The sequence below is a fragment of the Oligoflexus tunisiensis genome (assembly GCF_001748245.1).
Taxonomy (GTDB): domain Bacteria; phylum Bdellovibrionota_B; class Oligoflexia; order Oligoflexales; family Oligoflexaceae; genus Oligoflexus; species Oligoflexus tunisiensis.
Map to the genome: position 1 here is coordinate 5,207,881 of NZ_BDFO01000001.1, position 17,802 is coordinate 5,225,682.

The window sequence follows — 17,802 nt, forward strand, 5'->3', positions numbered from 1 at the left end:
CATTTTCGAAGGCTTCCGACACATCATGGCGTGTCCATTAGCACAAATGTTGAAGTCCGCCCATAAAAAAAACCTCCAGCGAAGCCGGAGGTTTCCACTCATAGACTGAGATGAAACGTTTATCCTTAATCCAGTTCCAGATGTTTCCCAAGGAAAGCGCGGGATTCAGACGACCACAGATCGATATACATCGAACGGGCGCGACCGAAGCCACCCCAACCGCCGCCTGAGGTTACGCCAGCAACCTTGCCATCAATAAAGAGCGGACCGCCGCTGTCGCCGGACGCCGACGATGAATCGGTACCATCGCCGGTGGTGGTCGCATCCTTGCCTGTGAATTGAATGAAGCCATCGCGGACGGCGGTCACGGTGTTGACACCTTCGCGTTTCATACCCGCGCTTTCGCCGTTGCTCATATCCTTCGTTTGATTGAGTCCATAACCGACGATCGTAAAGGTATCCCGGGCTTTCGCCGCCGTGGGCGCCAGCTCGCTGATACCCTGCGCGGTGCCTTCGGGGAAGGTGACCAAACTGAGGTCATACTTGTTTACATTGCGGCCATTCGCATCCCATAGCGGATTGCGAACGATACGCGTCGACGTTGCCACCAGCTCGGCTTGTTTGTTTTCATGGTCAACGATTCTTACGATGGCGAGTTCCAGATCCACGATGCCGTCCGCATCCACCTCGCCTGCCATGGAGCAGTGCGCGGCGGTCAACACCACCGTGGGCGTGATAAAGGTGCCCGTGCAGATGCCGCCTTGCACGCTATCATAGAGCATAACCACGGAAGGGTATTCAGACTCAGCCACTTCACGGCCGTTGGTGACTTTCACTTCGCTACGATCGGCAGGGGCCACACCACAGGCTGTGGTCAGACCAAGGACACCCAGGACCAGGGTGCCTTTCACAATCCCACTGACTTTATGCATCGTCCATTTCCTTCCCATCAAGGCTTGTCCAGCCGCGGTTTGCGCAGACCCGTGGACAAAAAATATAAACCGAGGCTAAAAACTGCGCTCAGTTTGGGAAGAAACTGGCCGGTTGTCCATTTCTTAAAACTTAATCAAAATCGCTGCTTTTATGGAAGATTAGCGACTTTGCAGTTCTCATACTCCCAGCTTTTGACCAGCATCTCTTTGGTCAGATCGAGACGCACTTCGCAGTATTTCACGGTAACCTTGCGTGTCACCGGATCCTCGTCCTGACTGCGAATATTCTTATAATGCACGACGCGACCTTCGCCTTTGGGAATATTGCTTTCAGGTTCACCCCATTTGGTTTTGATATATTCGAGAGACATTTCCTCAAGGCCAGTCATTTCCAGACGTTCGCCATTGGGTCCGCTCCCGCCACCCAGAGTGCTGCAGGCCGTATATCCAAGCAGTCCAAGTCCCAAAATCAAGAGTCGCATCATGGAGGGGCCTCCTATCTTTTTTGAAGAGATTATAGCCCACATTTCCATATGTGGCGAGGCAGAGACGCAGCGGGCTTAGTGCTTGAGCAATTCCGCCACGCGACTTTTAATTTCAGACGGATCGGTGCGGGCTGGAAACCGTTCCACCACACGCCCCTGGTCATCTACCAGAAACTTCGCAAAATTCCACTCGATATCAGGATTGCCGTCCTTGCCGGCTTTTTCCTTCTTCAGATACTGATACAAAGGATGCGCCTTGTCCCCGTTCACCTCGATCTTGCTGAACATCGGAAAGTTGACATCAAAGCGCGTGCTGCAAAAATTCTTGATTTCGCTCTCCGTACCGGGTTCCTGTGCGCCAAACTGATTACAAGGAAAACCAAGCACCTCGAAACCCTTGTCGTGAAACTCGTTGTAGAGTTCCTGTAAACCTTTGTACTGCGGTGTCAGCCCACAGGCGCTGGCAACATTGACGATGAGCATCACCTTGCCTTGATAGGGCTTCAGCGTCGTCTTCACACCATCGATGGTTTTCACTTCAAAATCATGAATTGCTGCCATAATCTTTGACTCCAAACTCGTTGGTTTTTACGCAGACCAAGGTAATTGGTTTTGCGAACTCATGGCCAGAACTATTTTGGAGCTCTTATGTTGAATCGCCTGGTCCTGTGGCTGGCTCTGCCGTGGTTTTTGGGTGCGTGCACCCATGCAACAGATACTCAGCGGCCTCCAGTGGCGCTGGATGCATCCGCAACGCGTGTCCCGCCCAAGGAAAGTCCGGAGCTGCTGCAATCCATTGCTTTCGGTTCCTGCAATAAAGTCGACCTGCCTCAGCCGCTGTTTCGGCAGCTGGCTCTGGAAAAGCCCCAGCTCTGGATCTGGACCGGTGATGTGATCTATGGCGACAGCCGCGATCCGGCCGTTCTTTCCCAGAAATATGCCGCCCAGCTGCAGCAGCCGGACTATGCGAGTTTTCTGGCCAGTGGCGTGCAGGTGATCGGGACCTGGGACGATCACGACTATGGGGAAAAAAACAGCGGGCGTGAATATCCGACGCGCGCGGCTTCGATGCAGCTCTTTTTGGATTTTGTGAATGAACCGAAGAATTCCCCACGGCGTCAGCAATCGGGAATTTATACCCGCTATCGCTTCGGCCCCGAAGGAAAAAGGGTCAAGGTGCTGCTCACCGACAATCGATACAATCGCGACAGTCCGGGCGCGCAAGCCGATATCCTGGGAGCAGAGCAGTGGCAGTGGCTGGAAAAGGAAATGCTCACCCAGGATGCAGAGCTCCTTCTGCTGGTCTCCGGCACGCAGGTTCTGCCCGCCGATCATCGTTACGAGAAATGGGCGGATTGGCCCGCCGCGCGTCAGCGCTTGATCGATCTCCTGGCCCGCGCGCCTTACCCCAATATCATCATCATCAGCGGTGATCGGCATCTGGCGGAACTTTCCAAACTCGATCTGCCTTCAGGCAAAACGCTGTGGGAAATCACCTCGAGCGGTCTGACCCATAGTTATCAGGAGGCCACGGATGCCGTGAGCCCCAACAGTCTGCGGGTGGGACCACTCCTCACGCGTTTGAATTACGGCATGCTGCAGATTGATTGGAAAAGCTCGCCGCCCGCCGTATCCCTGGAAGTGCGGGACATCAACCGTGCGCCGATCCTTCAGCAGAAGGTGCCGCTGGCGCGTTGAAATGTTTTGTTGTGAAAAAATTTGGCAGGCAAAGAGAAGCGAGCGTTCGCCAAGGAAGCTCGCCCTGAGGAAATGGGATCAGTGAGGCTGGGTGCCGTGAGCACCTTCTTCACCACCGTGGCCGGCTTTGCCAGCTTCAGAGCCTTCGGCTCCTTCTTCATGTCCGTGCTGCATGGCCTCTGTCCCGCAGAAGATATATTCATGACGCAAGCAGTCCGGGCGGGTGGCGATATTCAGGATGACAGCCAGGACCAGGGAAACGGTAATCCAGGCGATCATAGCCGGAACGACTTTGGCATCCCATCTTGCGACATAAGCTTCTGCATCAAACTTCTTCGACATGTTTACCTCTCGAAAGACAAAGACCTAGGTTCCCTTCTTAAACCAAAAGTGTGGGATCGCCAAGATCAATCCGTGAAAGAATAGGCCGCACCTTGCGGTAGTTTCACACGAGCATTTCCTACCAGAATGTGGCTTTAATCCGCCCTCCTGCCCGCGAAACTTTGGCCGTTTCAAAATTTTTGCAGCATTTTCAAAGGTTTTCAAGTGGCAATCGCAGGTGGCACGTAAGCTGCTCTTCGGACTCTGTCGCCATCCAAGCGTCAGATACCGTCACCCGCAAACTTTTTGCAGAGGAACCCTTATGAGCATGATCAAAGCCGAATACATTTGGATCGATGGCACCAAACCGACTCCCCTTTTGCGTTCCAAAACCAAAATCGTGGAAGCCGGCGCGGAACTGCCCATTTGGGGTTTCGATGGGTCCAGCACCAACCAGGCACCAGGCAAGTCCTCCGACTGCGTGCTGAAACCGGTCTTTTCCTGCCCGGATCCCATCCGCGGCGGCGCCCACAAACTCGTCGTCTGTGAAGTTTTGACGAGCGATATGGAACCGCATCTCAGCAACACACGCGCCAAGTGTGTCGCTACGGAAAGTCGCTACAGCGATCATGGCATGTGGTTTGGTCTGGAGCAGGAATACACGCTCTTCAAGGATGGTCGTCCGCTCGGCTGGCCGGAGCAGGGCTTTCCCGCGCCGCAGGGTCCTTATTATTGCAGCGTCGGCGGCGATTATGTTTATGGCCGCGAGCTGGTGGAGGAGCATCTGACGGCCTGTCTGGCCGCGGGTTTGAAAATTTCCGGAATCAATGCCGAAGTGATGCCCGCCCAATGGGAATTTCAAGTCGGACCTTTGAGTGCCTCCGCCGTCTCCGATCAAATGGTGGTGGCGCGCTGGCTTCTGGCCCGTATCGCCGAGAAATACGGTGTTCATGTAAGTTATGAACCCAAGCCCGTCAAAGGCGATTGGAATGGTGCCGGCTGTCATACCAACTTTTCGACGATCGCCATGCGCGAGTCCTATGACAAATGCGTCCAGGCCGCTCAGGTCCTGGGGGAACGCCATGAGCTTCACATCAGCAACTACGGCGCCGGCATCGAGGAGCGCCTGACCGGCAACCATGAAACCTGCTCCTGGCGTGAGTATAAATACGGTGTGTCCGACCGTGGTGCCTCGGTTCGCATTCCGTGGCAGGTGGCCCGCGATGGCTACGGCTATATCGAGGACCGGCGTCCCGCAGCCAACTGTGATCCCTATGTGGTCACCCAGCTGATTACCGAAACCGTCTGCAGTCGCATCTAAATCTCCCGCTCCGCCTCACAGGGGCGGGGCTATTCGACCTGCCTCACCTTTGAAAATCAAAAGCTTACAATCGAAACTCTTTTTTTTGGCCGGATCAGCCGATCAGGAGGGACCGAAGCCTGGAGGTCCTATGCGCGAGCGACATATCTTGCCGATCGGTATGATTTTTCTTTTTCTCAGTCTCATGACGGTCGGAATGTATGGCTGTCGCAAGACCGGTGGCAAGGAAGACAAGCCAGGCCCGGAAGGCTTCGCGGCGTCCGAGCTGCAGAAGTCAGGCGGGAGCGGTGATGCCAGCGCGTCATTTGCCCCGCGAAAATCCTGTCAGGGATTGGCACCCTACAAAATTGTAGGCGGCCAGGTTGTCAGCGAAAAGTCACAGGTGGCAGCAGCGACCATAAAACTCCTCATTCGCGGCCAGAAATACTGTACGGCCACACTGATCGGCCCCCAGCATCTGGTCACGGCCGCTCACTGTGTCGCCGAAGTCAAGGACCCTTCAGAAATCAAAATTGCCAGCGGCGTGGACGGTAAAACCCAGGAAAAACTCCAGATGAACGGCATCAAGGTGCACCCGCAGTATGTCGGCATCCTGGCGAATGATCAGGGCTATCTGAACCAGCCCATCTATGATGTAGCGGCGCTGACCTTTCGCGGCACGCTGCCGTCCTATCTGGTGCCGGTGAATCTTGCGCGGCCCGAGGAAATACAAGCCGGAATGCCCGTGATTGTTTCGGGCTATGGTGCCTATGGCAGCGATGACAAATCACGACGTCCCTTGACTCTGGTGGAAACGCGTTTAAGCCGGATCGAATCCGGCCTGATGGAACTGCAGATTGCGAGCGGTGAAGGACGCGGTGCCTGCTTTGGTGATTCCGGAGGCCCGACTTTTGTCGTGGATTCCGCCAGTTCCTGTCTGCTTTTGATTGGTTCCACCACGGGACCCGGCCGGAATACCGATTATTCCTGCGAGTCGGGCGGCGGGACTCTGATGGATCTAACGCGCTATCAATCCTGGTTAGCGTGTGCCTACAAAAATCTGAATCAACCGCATCAGGGTTTGGTGGCTTCTGTGAACCCAACGGTCGCGTGTGATTCAAAATGAATCACAGGCGTCTGAGGCGATTTCCGCCTTGGTCAAGCCAAACACCCACATAAGCGACCATGATCCTTGGAATTTCCAGAATTTCCCGCTCTGGATACAGAATGCAGTGCTTTCTGCAATGTTTCACTTTGAATAAAAACTTTTTCAAGTCCTCGTCATAGGGCTTGCACCACCTGCCCCACCCACTTATTTTACGTCCATTCCGAACGTGGCTCACCTTTGCTTCCTTTCGATGCAAAGGTCACTGAATCAGGCGGAATTTTTGAGTGTCTGTTTTGACAATCCCATCTTTCGGGGGCTGGTAAGCATAGCTTATCAGCCTTATTTTTTTGCCCGCACTCGGCAAAATCTTCCCGCTTAATCCCTTGCCGCGCAACCGATAGAGCCATAAGCCGATGAGGGCCTAAGGTGGAGCCATGTACATGACGAGCCTGTGGAATTGGTCGCTGACGATCATTCTGCTTTGTTGTTTATCACAAACGACAGAGGCTGCCTCCGTTTTTGCCATCGATCGATTTCGGCTGCAGGAATCCCTGGATGCACAAAGTGAAATGCTGCTGAGTCCAAGCAAGGAAGCCGCGGACGTCCTGGCTTTGCCGGAGGACGCATGGCAGCCGCTCTCGGATGATCTGCGCTTCGCGGCCAGCACTTCGCTCATCTGGATGAAAACCACCGTACAGAATCGTTTGCAGGTCCCGGTGCAGGTGACCATTCGGTTAACGACCACACTCTTTTCCAGTGCCCGCTTTTTTGTGCTGGATCAGGGCGTCCTCATCGAGCAGACCCATGCCTCCGGACACACGACGGGACGGCTGTCCATGGATGTCATGCGTCCCGCGCATACTCTGACGCTCGAGCCTGGGGACACGCGCATGCTGCTGCTCAGTGTGGAAAGCCATGCGCCGCATGATCCGCATTGGGAGCTTTGGGATACGGAGAGTCACTGGCGGGAGTCCTTCCAGTCCACCTTGCGTTGGACCTTTCTTTTGGCAGCACTTTTTCTTATCTCCCTCTGCGCCTGCGTGCAGGGTCTTGTGCAAAAGCGCAGCATTCCCCTGGCGTTGGCGCTCTTCGTGTTTCTGTCGCTGCTCTTTTTGGTGCGCATGACCCATTGGCCATTCCTGGCCATTTTTTGGGAACCCCTGGGTGAAGCCCTGCCGCCGCTGAATCAGATCCTTTGTGCCATGCACGCCAGCATTCTCTTTCTCGCGAGTCGCCTCAGCCATGGTCTGGAGCCCGTGCGTCCGCTGCAAAAATCCTACTGGTTTGGCCTGGGCTTTCTGGTCCTGGACCTGAGTCTCATTACTGTGCTGCATCAAAATCAATCGCTGCTCTTCATGCTGCCATCGGGAGCGCTGCTCGTGGTCCTGCTCTTTGCCTGGCAGCGCTGCGCCTCACGACACAAACACCTGCGCACGCCGATGCTCCGCCTGCTGTTCGGCCAGCAGGCTCTGCTGCTCATGATTCATGTTTTGATTCTGCTCGATGCCTTTCCTCTTTGGTGGCTGCCGGAAACCTCGCTCTGGCTTCAGGTCATGAGCAGTGGATTTCTGGTGTTTTTGGGCTTTCCATCCTACCGCAGGGAAGCTCCGCGCTCCGAATCGGTTGCGCCCGCACCTGCTGCGGAGACCGAACGGACACCGCCAGACACCACCAACCGCCTGCACGAGCAGTGGCTGCATGCTGAAAAAATGGCCGCTTTGGGCACCTTCACCAATGGGCTCGCCAACGAATTGAATAATCCACTGGCCATCGTCGCGGGTCATCGCTTTCGTCTGGCGTCGATGATCGACAGCCGCTCGTTCAATATCCATGAATTTGAAAAGTCGCTTGGTAAAATCGATCAGGCGGTCAACCGCATGATTGCGGTGATCGATGCGCTCAAGGTTTATTCCCAGGATCCTCAGGGTCAGGAGATCTTCAAAACCTTCAGTTTGCGGGAAACCATCAAATACACGATCGATCTTTGCCGCGACAAGGTCGTGAGCCGCGGCATCCGTCTGGCCACTCCCGAGCTGGACGATGCGACCATGGAAGGGCATCAGGGTCAGCTCATTCAGGTCCTTCTGATCCTCGTCGACAACGCGATCGATGCGCTCGACGACGCCAGCGAAAAAACCATCCGCTTCGAACTGCAGGCGCTGCCCGATACCGTGCGCATGGCGGTGATCGACAGTGGACCCGGTGTACCGCTTGGTCTGCGCAATAAAATATGGGATCCCTTCTTCACCACCAAGGATCCTTTCCGTCACAAAGGCCTCGGTTTAAGCATAGCCATGGGCATCATCAGCAATCATCGCGGTCGCATCATGCTCGATGAATCCACACCGGACACAAGCTTTATCGTGGAACTGCCCCGCACAAGCCGCCCTCACTGAGAATTTTCCTGACGTCGAAGCTGCAGGGTCGCGCCTTTTCTTGTTTGCGGGGCCCGGTTCCGCTCTTATAAGATGCTGGCAGTTTCGCCAAAGGAGCTCCCATGAATTTTCTTTATATCGCCAATGAACGCCCCTGCCTGATTTTGCACGGAGGCGCCGGGCCGATGGACCCTTCGTCCGAAGGCATGATGAAAGCCTCCAAAGCCCTGCGCAAGGCCGCGCAGGACAGTTTGAAATCCGGTGCGCGCGACATGGCGCTGGTCGTCCGCAGTCTCGAGCATCTGGAAGACAACCCGCAATTCAATGCCGGCTATGGCTCCGCTCTGCAGGCCGATGGCAAACCGCGTTTGACAGCTGCGGTGATGGATGGTCGGAAACAAAGCTTTTCCGGCGTCATTTCCATCACGGACGTCCGCCATCCCTCACGCCTCGCCTGGGCGTTGCAGGACAATTCCACGCGGGTCCTTACGGGTCCGGGCCATGAGCTCCTGGCTCGTCGTCTCAATCAGCCTGTGGAAAATCTGATCACCCAGAAACGCTTCGAGGCCTGGAAAAAGAAATTGCATGATGAATTTTTTGTGAGCGATACAGTCGGGGCTCTGGTCTGTGAAAATGGGCGCCTTTACGCCGGAACCAGCACCGGCGGACGCGGCTTTGAAGATCCGGGCCGGGTCAGCGATTCGGCCACGGTTGCCGGCAATTACGCGAGTCGCTTTGCAGCCATCTCCGCCACCGGCATCGGTGAGGAGATCGTTGATGATGCGCTCGCCGCCCGACTCGAAACCCGGGTGCGGGATGGACTGGGACTCGAGGGAGCCGCCCGCAAATGCTATGACGAAGCCCTGGCCGCCAAACGCTCGTATGGATGGATCGCCGTTGATGTCGCCGGCAATATTTCCATTGCCTATGTCAGTGACGCGATGAGCTACCTCGCGATCACCTTTGATGGTGAAGTTCTGGCATCGTCCTGACGCTTTCTTACTCGAAAGTAAAGACCGCATACGATCAATTACACCGATGACCCGAAGATCGGAACCAGGCGGAGGTTCGAACGTGGGCCTCTGACCCGGAGCACGGAAATTTTCCAGGCGGGGTCATGGAAGCTCTCGAATTGAAAGATGACAAGTCCGCGCGGCTGCCGCAGCTTGACAGCAATTTTGTGGTGGCCATCGGCGCCTCCACTGGGGGCACCGAAGCCTTGAGCCGCATCATCGCGGATCTGCCTTCGAACATGCCGCCGATTGTGATCGTGCAGCATATTCCGGAAGGTTTCAGCCGTGCCTTTGCCTCCCGACTGAATCAATTGTCCCAACTGCGGGTGAAGGAAGCTGTCGATGGCGATGCTCTGGATGTGGGCCAGGTTCTGGTGGCGCCTGGCGATCGCCATATGGCCGTGACCGGACATCCCGGTGATTACAAGGTGCAGGTGTATTCCGCGGACAAGGTCAACGGGCATCGTCCGTCCGTGGATGTGCTGTTTCGCTCCGTTGCGAACATTGTGAAAGGACCCAGGCTGGGCGTGATCCTGACCGGCATGGGCGCGGACGGGGCCGAGGGTCTCCTCCTGTTGCGGAACAGTGGAGCCATTACTTTGGGCCAGGATGCGAACACGTCCGTGGCCTATGGCATGCCGAAGCTTGCGCAGCAGCTCGGTGCTGTCAACAAGGTTCTTCCCCTCCATCAGATCGCGGGCGCCATGATCAAGGCCCTGACCCTGAAAGACGAAGACCCGTGAGATTTAGGCGTGATCCTGCAGTTTACGATTCAAGGTCAGCAGCAAGGGATAGGCTTCCGGTTCATGCGCTTCATGCACCATGCCTGACAGCACGCCGGCCTCCGTCGGACGCCCGAGCCGCACATCAGCGGCCATCGAATTTTCATTGTCCGCTGTGTTGGCGATCAAACGCAGAAGGTTCTGCCAAAGATCCCGCTGCGACGGTTGCCAGTCAGGCCAGAGTTCACGCGCGAGCGCCAGCACTTCATACGACAAGGCTTCCAGCTCCTCGCGTCCTTCCTCGGCGGCCATTCCGTTGCGCGCATAGCGTCTCACTCCACAGAGCGTATTCAGGCAGGTATTGAAGTACCACTTCTCGCGGCGGAGACGACAGCAGTTCACATTCCACTGAAAGCCGTGCCGCCCGAGTTCGCTGACAATTCGTTCCTCCAAAGGTTCAGGTGTGCGTTCGTCACCCCAGATCACCTGGCCTCGGGGGCCAATGACATAACCACCGTCCTCGGCGGACTTGATGCCGCGGGACACAAGGCCCTTGCGCAAAATCGTCTGGTGAAAATCCCGACGGATCGGCGTGAGAAGGGGTTCAATATAACCATTGCTGAGGATGATCACCTGAGTTCCCGCCGCAGCATCCTGCAGCAAGGTACGCAGACCGGCATCCAGTGCATGCGCCTTCAGACAGGCAAACCACAGCCTGGGCTGGACATCTGAGCAGCTTAAACGGGGAGTGTGAACCGTTTCCTGAAAATGGACAGGCTGAGCGGTCGGCAACAGGCCATGGCGGCCGCGCAGCTGAACGTCAATCCCTTCCATTTGATTGAAAAAGAAAGCCAGCATGTGCCCGACCGCACCGGGTCCCAGTATGCCTATGGTTTCGTTTCTCATAGCCTGCCCTTTCCTGTGAGTGCAGGACCATGAAAACCTTTCTTGCCGCTCGCGTCAATGAAAAGAGGCCTACTCCGAGCCACCCGTCTTCTCGCGCAACTGAGCGGCGATGATTTCAGCCAGCTCGGCGGCTTCAATGCGGCGAACACGCACCGGAGGGCCATTGACCCGATGGCCACAAAGAGGGCAGGCGAACTGTTTGTCGCTAATCTTTTCGTGGGTCACAAAACTTTTGCACTTGGGACAGACGCGTTGCCGCTGCATGATTTTTTCACCGGAATAGCTGGTACTCATACGCGTCCTCCCCTTTCCATTTCCTGGATCGGCGGATTTCCTGTCCAACTCGAGGCCTTTCTTGCCGCGAAAAATCACGTTTGGACGGGCAAACTGCGTCCCGAGTTGATGACAAAACATTTTTACGTTCAGGAAATATTTTCGACAAACTTTGGCATTTATCGGCCTCATTCGAAGGAGTTGCCGGCCACGGGCCGACGAATTCCCAAGACTATGCCTAAGGTTAGGTCCAAAAGTACCGAATGAGGTGGCAGAGTCTTTGACTATGGAGAATGGATTGAAGCGCTGTGAAGCACATTGGCTTTTTGCCGCCAGCCTTGGCCTCGGACTGATGTTCGCAGGACCACTGCAGGCTCAGACCTTTGAAGAGGGCTATCAGTCCTACATGCGCAACCAGTTCCCGGTCGCCGAGCTTCAGTTCCGTGCCGCGGCCAAGAGAGCCAGAAGCAGGGAAGATCGGGCCTTTATTATGAAATTTATCGGCATCTGTCAGTACATGCGTGGCGATAAGAAATCCGCGGCCAATACCTTCTATGAAGCGCTGGGCTCGGATCGCAATGTCACGGTCGATGAAGAGGAGGTGCTGGATCCCGGCGTTGTCTCCTTCTTCAATGTCATCAAAGCCCGTTGGCTCAATACACCGGAAGGCCGCGCGGCCACTGCACCTCCGCCCGCACCGAAACCAGCCGTACCCGTGGCGGTGGCTCCCAAGCCTGCTCCTCAGGAAACGGCGCCCGCCCAGCGTCCGGCAGCTCCGGAACCCAAAGCGGCTCCTCCCGTGGCTGAGAAAAGCAAAAGGAAAAAAGCCAGGGATAAGGATGCGTCCAAATCCGAAGAGAGTGGACGCATGATTTCCTGGATGCATTTCATGCCCTTTGGTTTGGGGCAGTTCCATAACGAATCCTATCTTTTGGGTTCGGCCTTTGCCGCCGGTCAGGTGTTCGCCCTCTACTCGTATGGGGTTCTGGATAAGCAGATCGCCGACGAACGGGCTCAAAACCGGCAGGGGGAGGATAATCCCAATATTCTGCAGGCGGAGAAGGATGAATTTCTTTTGGCGAATGCGGATTATATCGCAGGGCTGACGGAGGACCGCAACTCGGCCGGGACTGTATTTGCCGCACTCTACGTGGCCGGCGTTGCCCAGGCCTTGATCTTTGCACCGCAGCATCCCGCAACGGACGAAGGCGAGGGGCCTGAAACCTCGAAAAGACCCAGGAAAAGAGCCATCAGCACAGCCTGGATCCCAGGCGGAACCGGCGGAACCTACCTCGTGCAACTGAGACTTAACCTGGAATAAAGACCCGCAGTTAGCCGACTCTTTCTCATGTTTCCCAGGTGGCATCCGATACACCCTGCGGATCATGAGAATGTTTGCGTCGTTGAGGAGATAACATGAAGGAGAATAAAGCTCGGGGTATCGTGCGATCCCTCAGCGTGGGCATGGCCCTCCTTCTGCCGATCGTGTCGATGGCTCAGCAAAAGAGAGCGGCGGCCCCAACAGCCCAGGCTGGGAATGCCGGTCAACCGTTTGAGTCGGTCATTGTCCATGAGTTTGAATCGCAGATACAACAGCTTATGCTGCTGTCCGCCTTTGAACCTGATAGCAAGAAAATTGGCAATCAGGAGGATGCCGAGCGACTCTTTAGAAACACCCAGAAAGCGGTCAACGATAGCCAGGATGAAGGTCCCAGCATTGCCATCGCATCGAATCTGGCCCGGGATTCCGCGGCTCTGGTCGGTTACTTCCTGGCCAATTATCAATCCAAAGAAAATCAGGCCGGACTCAAGGTCGCGGCGCAGTGGTTGCAAAAATTCAGCGTCGCCTATGGTGAAGCCAGCAAAAAGCCCATCTACAAACAAAAAGCTTTATACTGGGGCGCCCTGGCGAAGTACATCCTTTCGGACGGCGGCGAGGGGGTTTCGGATATGATACCCTTGCGCGAGCAGCTGGCTTCGGAAAAGGAAATCGCCGCCAATATCGATCTTCTCGTGGGCTATTCCCTCGCCATTTCCCCCGCCACGGCCCAGCAGGGTTTCAACTACATGAACCAGGCGGGCAAGGATATGTCGGTTTACGGCAAGCTCGGTCAGAAACTTACCGAAGCGTATGTGGAATATGGACTCGATGCCGAAGGCAATCCCATTGGTGTGGCCAGGCCTGGTGCTGACACCAAAATCACATATGCCATCCAGGTGGCTCGCGGCATGCCCGCTGGCATTCAGCACCTGGTCATGAACACCTCCATTTATATCTGGACCCATGCGGGCATCAATAAAGGTCAGAAAACGCCCGGTTTCCTGACCGATGGTTTTGCCGGTGTGCTGCCGGTCGAGGCGCTCCGCGAACAGGAGGCCCTGGCTTACCTGAAAGCTCAGAACTACAAACAGGCCTCCACCCTCTATCGCACGATTGCCAATGCCTTTGGCAACAGCGATCTGGGCGCCAAACTCGATGGCCGGATCTGGGAAATCGAACTCCTGAACTTCCAGAAAACCGGTGGGATCGCTGATCTTGAAACAACCTTTATGAGTCTGCGCGAGCGTTACCGGGACAAAAGGAAACCCGCCGATCCGGACACCCCCACTTATGCCTCTATAGCGGAAGCCTATCGCAAGGTATTGGATCAGCTCCTGACGACAGCGCTTGGCGCCAATGCCTCCCCGGCCATGAAGCAGACAGCCATTCAAACCACCATGCGCTATGTGAAAATCGAAGCGGATCGGCAGCAGGCCTATCCTTTGAAAGCCAAGGTCGCCCAGCTGTATCGCAGTCTGAATATGTTCAAGGAGGCGGTGGACCTTTACCTCGACATCGCCAAGGAAAACCCCATGAAGAACTATCTTCTGGCGGTTGAATCGCAGAGTCGCCTCGCGGCATGGCCGACCCAGCCTTACTTCGACAAGGCCGCGGCCGGTGACGCCGGCGAGCGCACCAAACTGCTCAGCATTTTCGAAACCATCTCCCAGCTCAGAAACGGCGATGACTGGTTTATGCTGGCCCATATCGGTCTTTTGAATCGCGCTCTCGGCCAGAACAAGAAGACCGAAGACCTCTGGATGAAGGCGCTCAAGACCAACATGAACTCCAAGCTGGCCATGGAAGCGGGCGGCCTGCTCCTCGCGGAATTCTATGCCGGCAAACGCTGGGAGGACGTGATCGACCTTGCTCATCTGTTTATCGCGAAAAAAGCGGTGCCGACCAGCAAGGGCCGAAACATGAACTACCAGCCCTGGCTGGCGGATGCCCTCTATAATGGTGGCCTGGCCGACCTGCAGGCCCAGAACTTTCCCCGCTCGGTGAAGCATCTGGAGGAATTCGTCCAGGGCTTTGCGAACGACCCGCGGATTGCAGCTGCGACCTATTCCCTGGCCTATGGCTACAAGGGCACAGGAAAATTGGTGGCCGCATTGAATGCCTGCAAGATCGTGGTGGAAAAATATCTCCGCTACAGCCTGCGTCCGAAGGTGATGCTGCAGGCCGCTGAGTGGGGCGCTGCGGACCGGAATACCTGGGAATATTCCTTCTTCTTCTACACCCGGTATTTGACTGATTATAAAAACGAGCGGAATGTCCCTGAGATTCGCATGACCTTGGCCGACCTTTACCTGAAGCGCAAGCTTTATGGATGGGCGGCGCGCCTTTACAAGGAACAAAGTCTGGCGTCGAACGTCACCAGGGCTCAGCAGCTTGCCGCTGCCGTGAAGTATATGGACATCGAAGAGCAGTACGGCGAACCCAAGGACGCGTATGCGGGCGCCATACGGATTACGCAGCTGGCAGGTCCCAAGGATCCCGCGGCGATGCATGCCCTGGCGTTTATGGGTCGCTATGTGGCCAACAACAAGGATCTGAAGGGGATGGCTGAGATTGAGCCGAAACTTCTGAATTTCAGCAAGGCCAGCAAGGAAGTTCAGGAGGCCGTCGGATTTGTGCGCTTCCGTCGGGCTGAAATGATGACCCGGCCTATCGTTTATACGGAAAACAATCTTCTGATCAAGGATCCCGAAGCGGTTGTGAAAAAATACTTCGATGTCTTCGAGAATGAAAAGCAGCACTATCTGAAGGTTTGTCAGATCGGAATTACCGTGTTCTGTGCTCCCGCCATGTTGCGACTGACGGTCGTGGCCCGCCAGGGCATGGAAGCCATCGACAAGGTGACGATTGCCGAAACGCTGGGGCCCAATCGGGTCAACAGCTTCAAAGTCTTCAAACAGCTGCACCTGAGCAAGGTCCAGCAGGCACGCAAGGACTTCATCGACCAGGCCTTGAAGCTGGCCCGGGCTGGCACCACCACCCCGATTTGGAAGGATGAAGTGATCAAGACTCTGGAATACGAAGGCAAAAGCGGCGTAGCGCACTGATCGTTGTCGCAATCCTGCTGTCCATACTACAATAAATGGTCAGCGGCTCTTTCTGCGACGAGGTTCTTTTCATGCAGCCCAAGACCCATTCCCTGCGCTCCTATGCTTTTTCTCACAGTATCGACATGGTGGAGCTCGCTCGCAAATACACGAGTTCCCAGTCCTCCATCGACCCCAAGGCCTCACTCAGCGCAAAAATCGGCGATGGACACGTTTTCATTTTTAATCATGGCTCCGTGGTCTTCTGGAATGTTCCCGCCGAGGTTCAGCAGGAAGAGCTGAACCAGCTGCTGGGGTTGGGACCTGTGCCCACCCTGAAACCGATCAGTGACACCTTTATCGTGCAGGAGCAGGCCGGCCCGGTGCAGGTGGAATTCAGTCGTTTGATTATCGACCGCTTGAATCCCGATCGCATGGAAGTGATCGCCTCGACGCTGGCGCAGAGCACCTCCATGGAATACTACGAATCCCTGGTCGAGGAAGCCTGGAAGCAGGTCGATCACATGGTGGCCGCCATGCGCCGCAGCGGAACCAATCGCTGGTTCCTCGGTCCCTTCAATCGCCGCATTGCCGAAGCTCTGACCCTCCGCAGTTCCGTCATTCGCGTTCTTCACCTTTTGGACAAACCCGATCTGATCTGGGAAGACCGGATCATGGATGAGATCTATGGAGATCTGCGGGCCATGTTTGATTTGCCGGAGCGATTTCAGGCACTGGAATATAAGCTGCAACTCATTCAGCAAACGCTTGAGGTCCTTGTGGAAGCCACCCGGGATCGACGGCTTTACTGGCTGGAACTGACGATTGTGCTTCTGATTCTTTTCGAAATCATTATGACCTTCGTTAAGTAGCCGTTTAAGCTCACCCTTCCTGACTTATGCGTTCTTTCTACCAGGTGGCGGCTTCGCCTTCCCTGCATGGACGCCCCTGCATTCCTCCTTTATACTGGGACTGACGGGGGTATGCCCGGCAACCGCCTTTGAGGGTCTGAGGAATGGAAGAAACGCGGGTCGTGATCATCGACGATGTTGAAGAGATCCACAATAACATCCGCACCATTTTTCAATCCCGAAAGAACGATCTTCTGGATGCCTTGAAGCAGGATCTGTTTGGGCCATCCACCCACAATCAGAACATTAAAAAAGAGCTGAACCTCATCTTTGATTCCGCCTTCCAGGGTCAGGATGGTTATGAGCTCGTAAAAAAATCCGTGGCCATGGGTCGTCCCTATTCGGTGGCCATCGTCGACATGCGCATGCCGCCCGGGTGGGACGGTCTGCAGACCATTCGCAAGATTCGCGAAGTCGATCAGGATATTGAAATCGTGATCTGCTCCGCCTACTCCGATTATTCCTGGCATGATATCGCCCATGAGCTCGGCGTGAATGACAAATACCTCTTCCTCTCGAAGCCCTTTGAAGTCACTGAAATGAAGCAAATGGTGATCAACCTTGCGGAAAAATGGTGGCTCAACACGCGCAACAAGATCTATGTCGAGGAGCTGCGCAAGGCCCGGGAGAATGCGGAAGCCTCCGATCGGGCCAAGCAGGAGTTTCTCAGCATCATCGGCCATGAGCTGCGCACGCCGCTGAATGTGATCCTCATGACGCTCGAGGACCTTTTGGACAATCAGAATGATCAGGAGGCTCTCAAGATCATTCGCAATTCCCATGACTCCACAAGGCATCTCGCCCGTCTCATCGAGGACATTCTGGTTTACACGGAGATGGATAAGAACGATTTCCGCTTTGCTGCGAAGCCTTTCACCCTCAAGGCTCTGCTGGAAACCTGTCGCAAGCAGTTTCAGCCGCCCTGCGATGAAAAAGGCCTCAACCTTTCGATCAAGGCCGATCAGGATATTCCACAGAATTTCATCGGCGACATCGATCGGATTCAAAACGTTCTGTTCCAGCTCCTCTCCAATGCCGTGCAATTCACCGACAAGGGCCAGGTCAGCCTGGAAGTGCAGATCGATGCCAACTTCCATAAGCACACCGTTCTGGATGTTCTGGCTCTGCGTTTTCACATCACCGACACCGGCATCGGCATGAACGAAGAGCAGCTCAAACACTGCTTTGATCTCTTCTATCAGGGCGATGATCCCCGGCATCACAGTCGCACGGGCTCGGGATTGGGGCTCAGCCTCTGTCGGAAGATCGTGCTGGCGCTGGGAGGCGCGATCCGGATCGAATCGCAACAAGGTCAGGGCACGCGGGCGCACGTAACCCTGCCTATCAAACTGGATGGCTCGGCGAAGATGCGAATCGCCGCCTCGTAAAAAAA

General features: G+C 55.5%; 16 protein-coding genes. 10 read left to right on the forward strand and 6 right to left on the reverse strand.

Annotated elements, in window-relative coordinates; all coding sequences use genetic code 11:
- Window positions 1-125: 125 nt before the first annotated feature.
- The 3 genes from OLTU_RS21450 to OLTU_RS21460 form a co-directional block, all read right to left on the reverse strand.
- Entirely contained in the window at window positions 126-932 is an 807-nt protein-coding gene (locus OLTU_RS21450; protein WP_176736832.1) for a trypsin-like serine protease, read from the reverse strand.
- Window positions 933-1,081: 149 nt separating this feature from the next.
- On the reverse strand, window positions 1,082-1,417 hold the full coding sequence (locus tag OLTU_RS21455; RefSeq protein ID WP_141734798.1) for a hypothetical protein: 336 nt from the start codon (window positions 1,415-1,417) through the stop codon (window positions 1,082-1,084).
- Window positions 1,418-1,492: 75 nt separating this feature from the next.
- Window positions 1,493-1,978, reverse strand: a complete 486-nt coding sequence (locus tag OLTU_RS21460; RefSeq protein ID WP_141734799.1) for a glutathione peroxidase — start codon at window positions 1,976-1,978, stop codon at window positions 1,493-1,495.
- Between the two features lie 87 nt (window positions 1,979-2,065).
- On the opposite strand from OLTU_RS21460, the gene OLTU_RS21465 reads away from it, so the two are divergent.
- A complete protein-coding gene (locus tag OLTU_RS21465) occupies window positions 2,066-3,115 on the forward strand; it encodes an alkaline phosphatase D family protein (protein WP_141734800.1) in 1,050 nt (349 codons plus the stop codon).
- 78 nt (window positions 3,116-3,193) lie between these two features.
- Here OLTU_RS21465 and OLTU_RS21470 read toward each other — a convergent pair whose 3' ends face one another.
- The gene (locus tag OLTU_RS21470) at window positions 3,194-3,457 is read right to left on the reverse strand and encodes a hypothetical protein (protein WP_141734801.1); all 264 of its coding nucleotides are present in this window, start codon (window positions 3,455-3,457) and stop codon (window positions 3,194-3,196) included.
- A 307-nt stretch (window positions 3,458-3,764) separates the two neighbouring features.
- Between OLTU_RS21470 and glnII the strand changes: the two genes are divergently transcribed.
- The 5 genes from glnII to OLTU_RS21495 all read left to right on the forward strand — a co-directional run bounded on the left by glnII (window position 3,765) and on the right by OLTU_RS21495 (window position 9,975).
- On the forward strand, window positions 3,765-4,757 hold the full coding sequence (gene glnII / locus OLTU_RS21475) for a glutamine synthetase GlnII (RefSeq protein ID WP_141736838.1): 993 nt from the start codon (window positions 3,765-3,767) through the stop codon (window positions 4,755-4,757).
- Between the two features lie 130 nt (window positions 4,758-4,887).
- Window positions 4,888-5,862 carry a trypsin-like serine protease gene (locus tag OLTU_RS21480; RefSeq protein ID WP_141734802.1) on the forward strand — a complete coding sequence of 325 codons (975 nt, stop codon included), beginning with the start codon at window positions 4,888-4,890 and terminating at the stop codon, window positions 5,860-5,862.
- 422 nt (window positions 5,863-6,284) lie between these two features.
- Window positions 6,285-8,240 carry an ATP-binding protein gene (locus OLTU_RS21485; RefSeq protein WP_176736833.1) on the forward strand — a complete coding sequence of 652 codons (1,956 nt, stop codon included), beginning with the start codon at window positions 6,285-6,287 and terminating at the stop codon, window positions 8,238-8,240.
- 101 nt (window positions 8,241-8,341) lie between these two features.
- Window positions 8,342-9,211 (forward strand): isoaspartyl peptidase/L-asparaginase, encoded by an 870-nt coding sequence (locus OLTU_RS21490; protein WP_141734804.1) that lies wholly within the window; start codon window positions 8,342-8,344, stop codon window positions 9,209-9,211.
- Window positions 9,212-9,336: 125 nt separating this feature from the next.
- Window positions 9,337-9,975: a CheB methylesterase domain-containing protein gene (locus OLTU_RS21495; protein ID WP_141734805.1), complete on the forward strand. Its 639-nt coding sequence runs from the start codon at window positions 9,337-9,339 to the stop codon at window positions 9,973-9,975.
- Window positions 9,976-9,978: 3 nt separating this feature from the next.
- On the opposite strand, the gene OLTU_RS21500 is transcribed toward OLTU_RS21495, so the two are convergent.
- Both OLTU_RS21500 and OLTU_RS21505 read right to left on the reverse strand, forming a co-directional pair.
- Window positions 9,979-10,860 (reverse strand): ketopantoate reductase family protein, encoded by an 882-nt coding sequence (locus OLTU_RS21500; protein ID WP_141734806.1) that lies wholly within the window; start codon window positions 10,858-10,860, stop codon window positions 9,979-9,981.
- Window positions 10,861-10,929: 69 nt separating this feature from the next.
- The gene (locus tag OLTU_RS21505) at window positions 10,930-11,154 is read right to left on the reverse strand and encodes a hypothetical protein (protein WP_141734807.1); all 225 of its coding nucleotides are present in this window, start codon (window positions 11,152-11,154) and stop codon (window positions 10,930-10,932) included.
- A gap of 277 nt (window positions 11,155-11,431) precedes the next feature.
- On the opposite strand from OLTU_RS21505, the gene OLTU_RS21510 reads away from it, so the two are divergent.
- From OLTU_RS21510 to OLTU_RS21525, 4 genes are all read left to right on the forward strand, one after another.
- On the forward strand, window positions 11,432-12,454 hold the full coding sequence (locus OLTU_RS21510) for a hypothetical protein (protein WP_141734808.1): 1,023 nt from the start codon (window positions 11,432-11,434) through the stop codon (window positions 12,452-12,454).
- A gap of 95 nt (window positions 12,455-12,549) precedes the next feature.
- Complete coding sequence (locus tag OLTU_RS21515) at window positions 12,550-15,519, forward strand: tetratricopeptide repeat protein (protein WP_141734809.1); 2,970 nt, start codon at window positions 12,550-12,552, stop codon at window positions 15,517-15,519.
- A gap of 71 nt (window positions 15,520-15,590) precedes the next feature.
- A complete protein-coding gene (locus OLTU_RS21520; RefSeq protein WP_176736834.1) occupies window positions 15,591-16,370 on the forward strand; it encodes an RMD1 family protein in 780 nt (259 codons plus the stop codon).
- Window positions 16,371-16,513: 143 nt separating this feature from the next.
- Window positions 16,514-17,797: a hybrid sensor histidine kinase/response regulator gene (locus OLTU_RS21525; protein WP_141734811.1), complete on the forward strand. Its 1,284-nt coding sequence runs from the start codon at window positions 16,514-16,516 to the stop codon at window positions 17,795-17,797.
- Window positions 17,798-17,802: the final 5 nt, after the last annotated feature.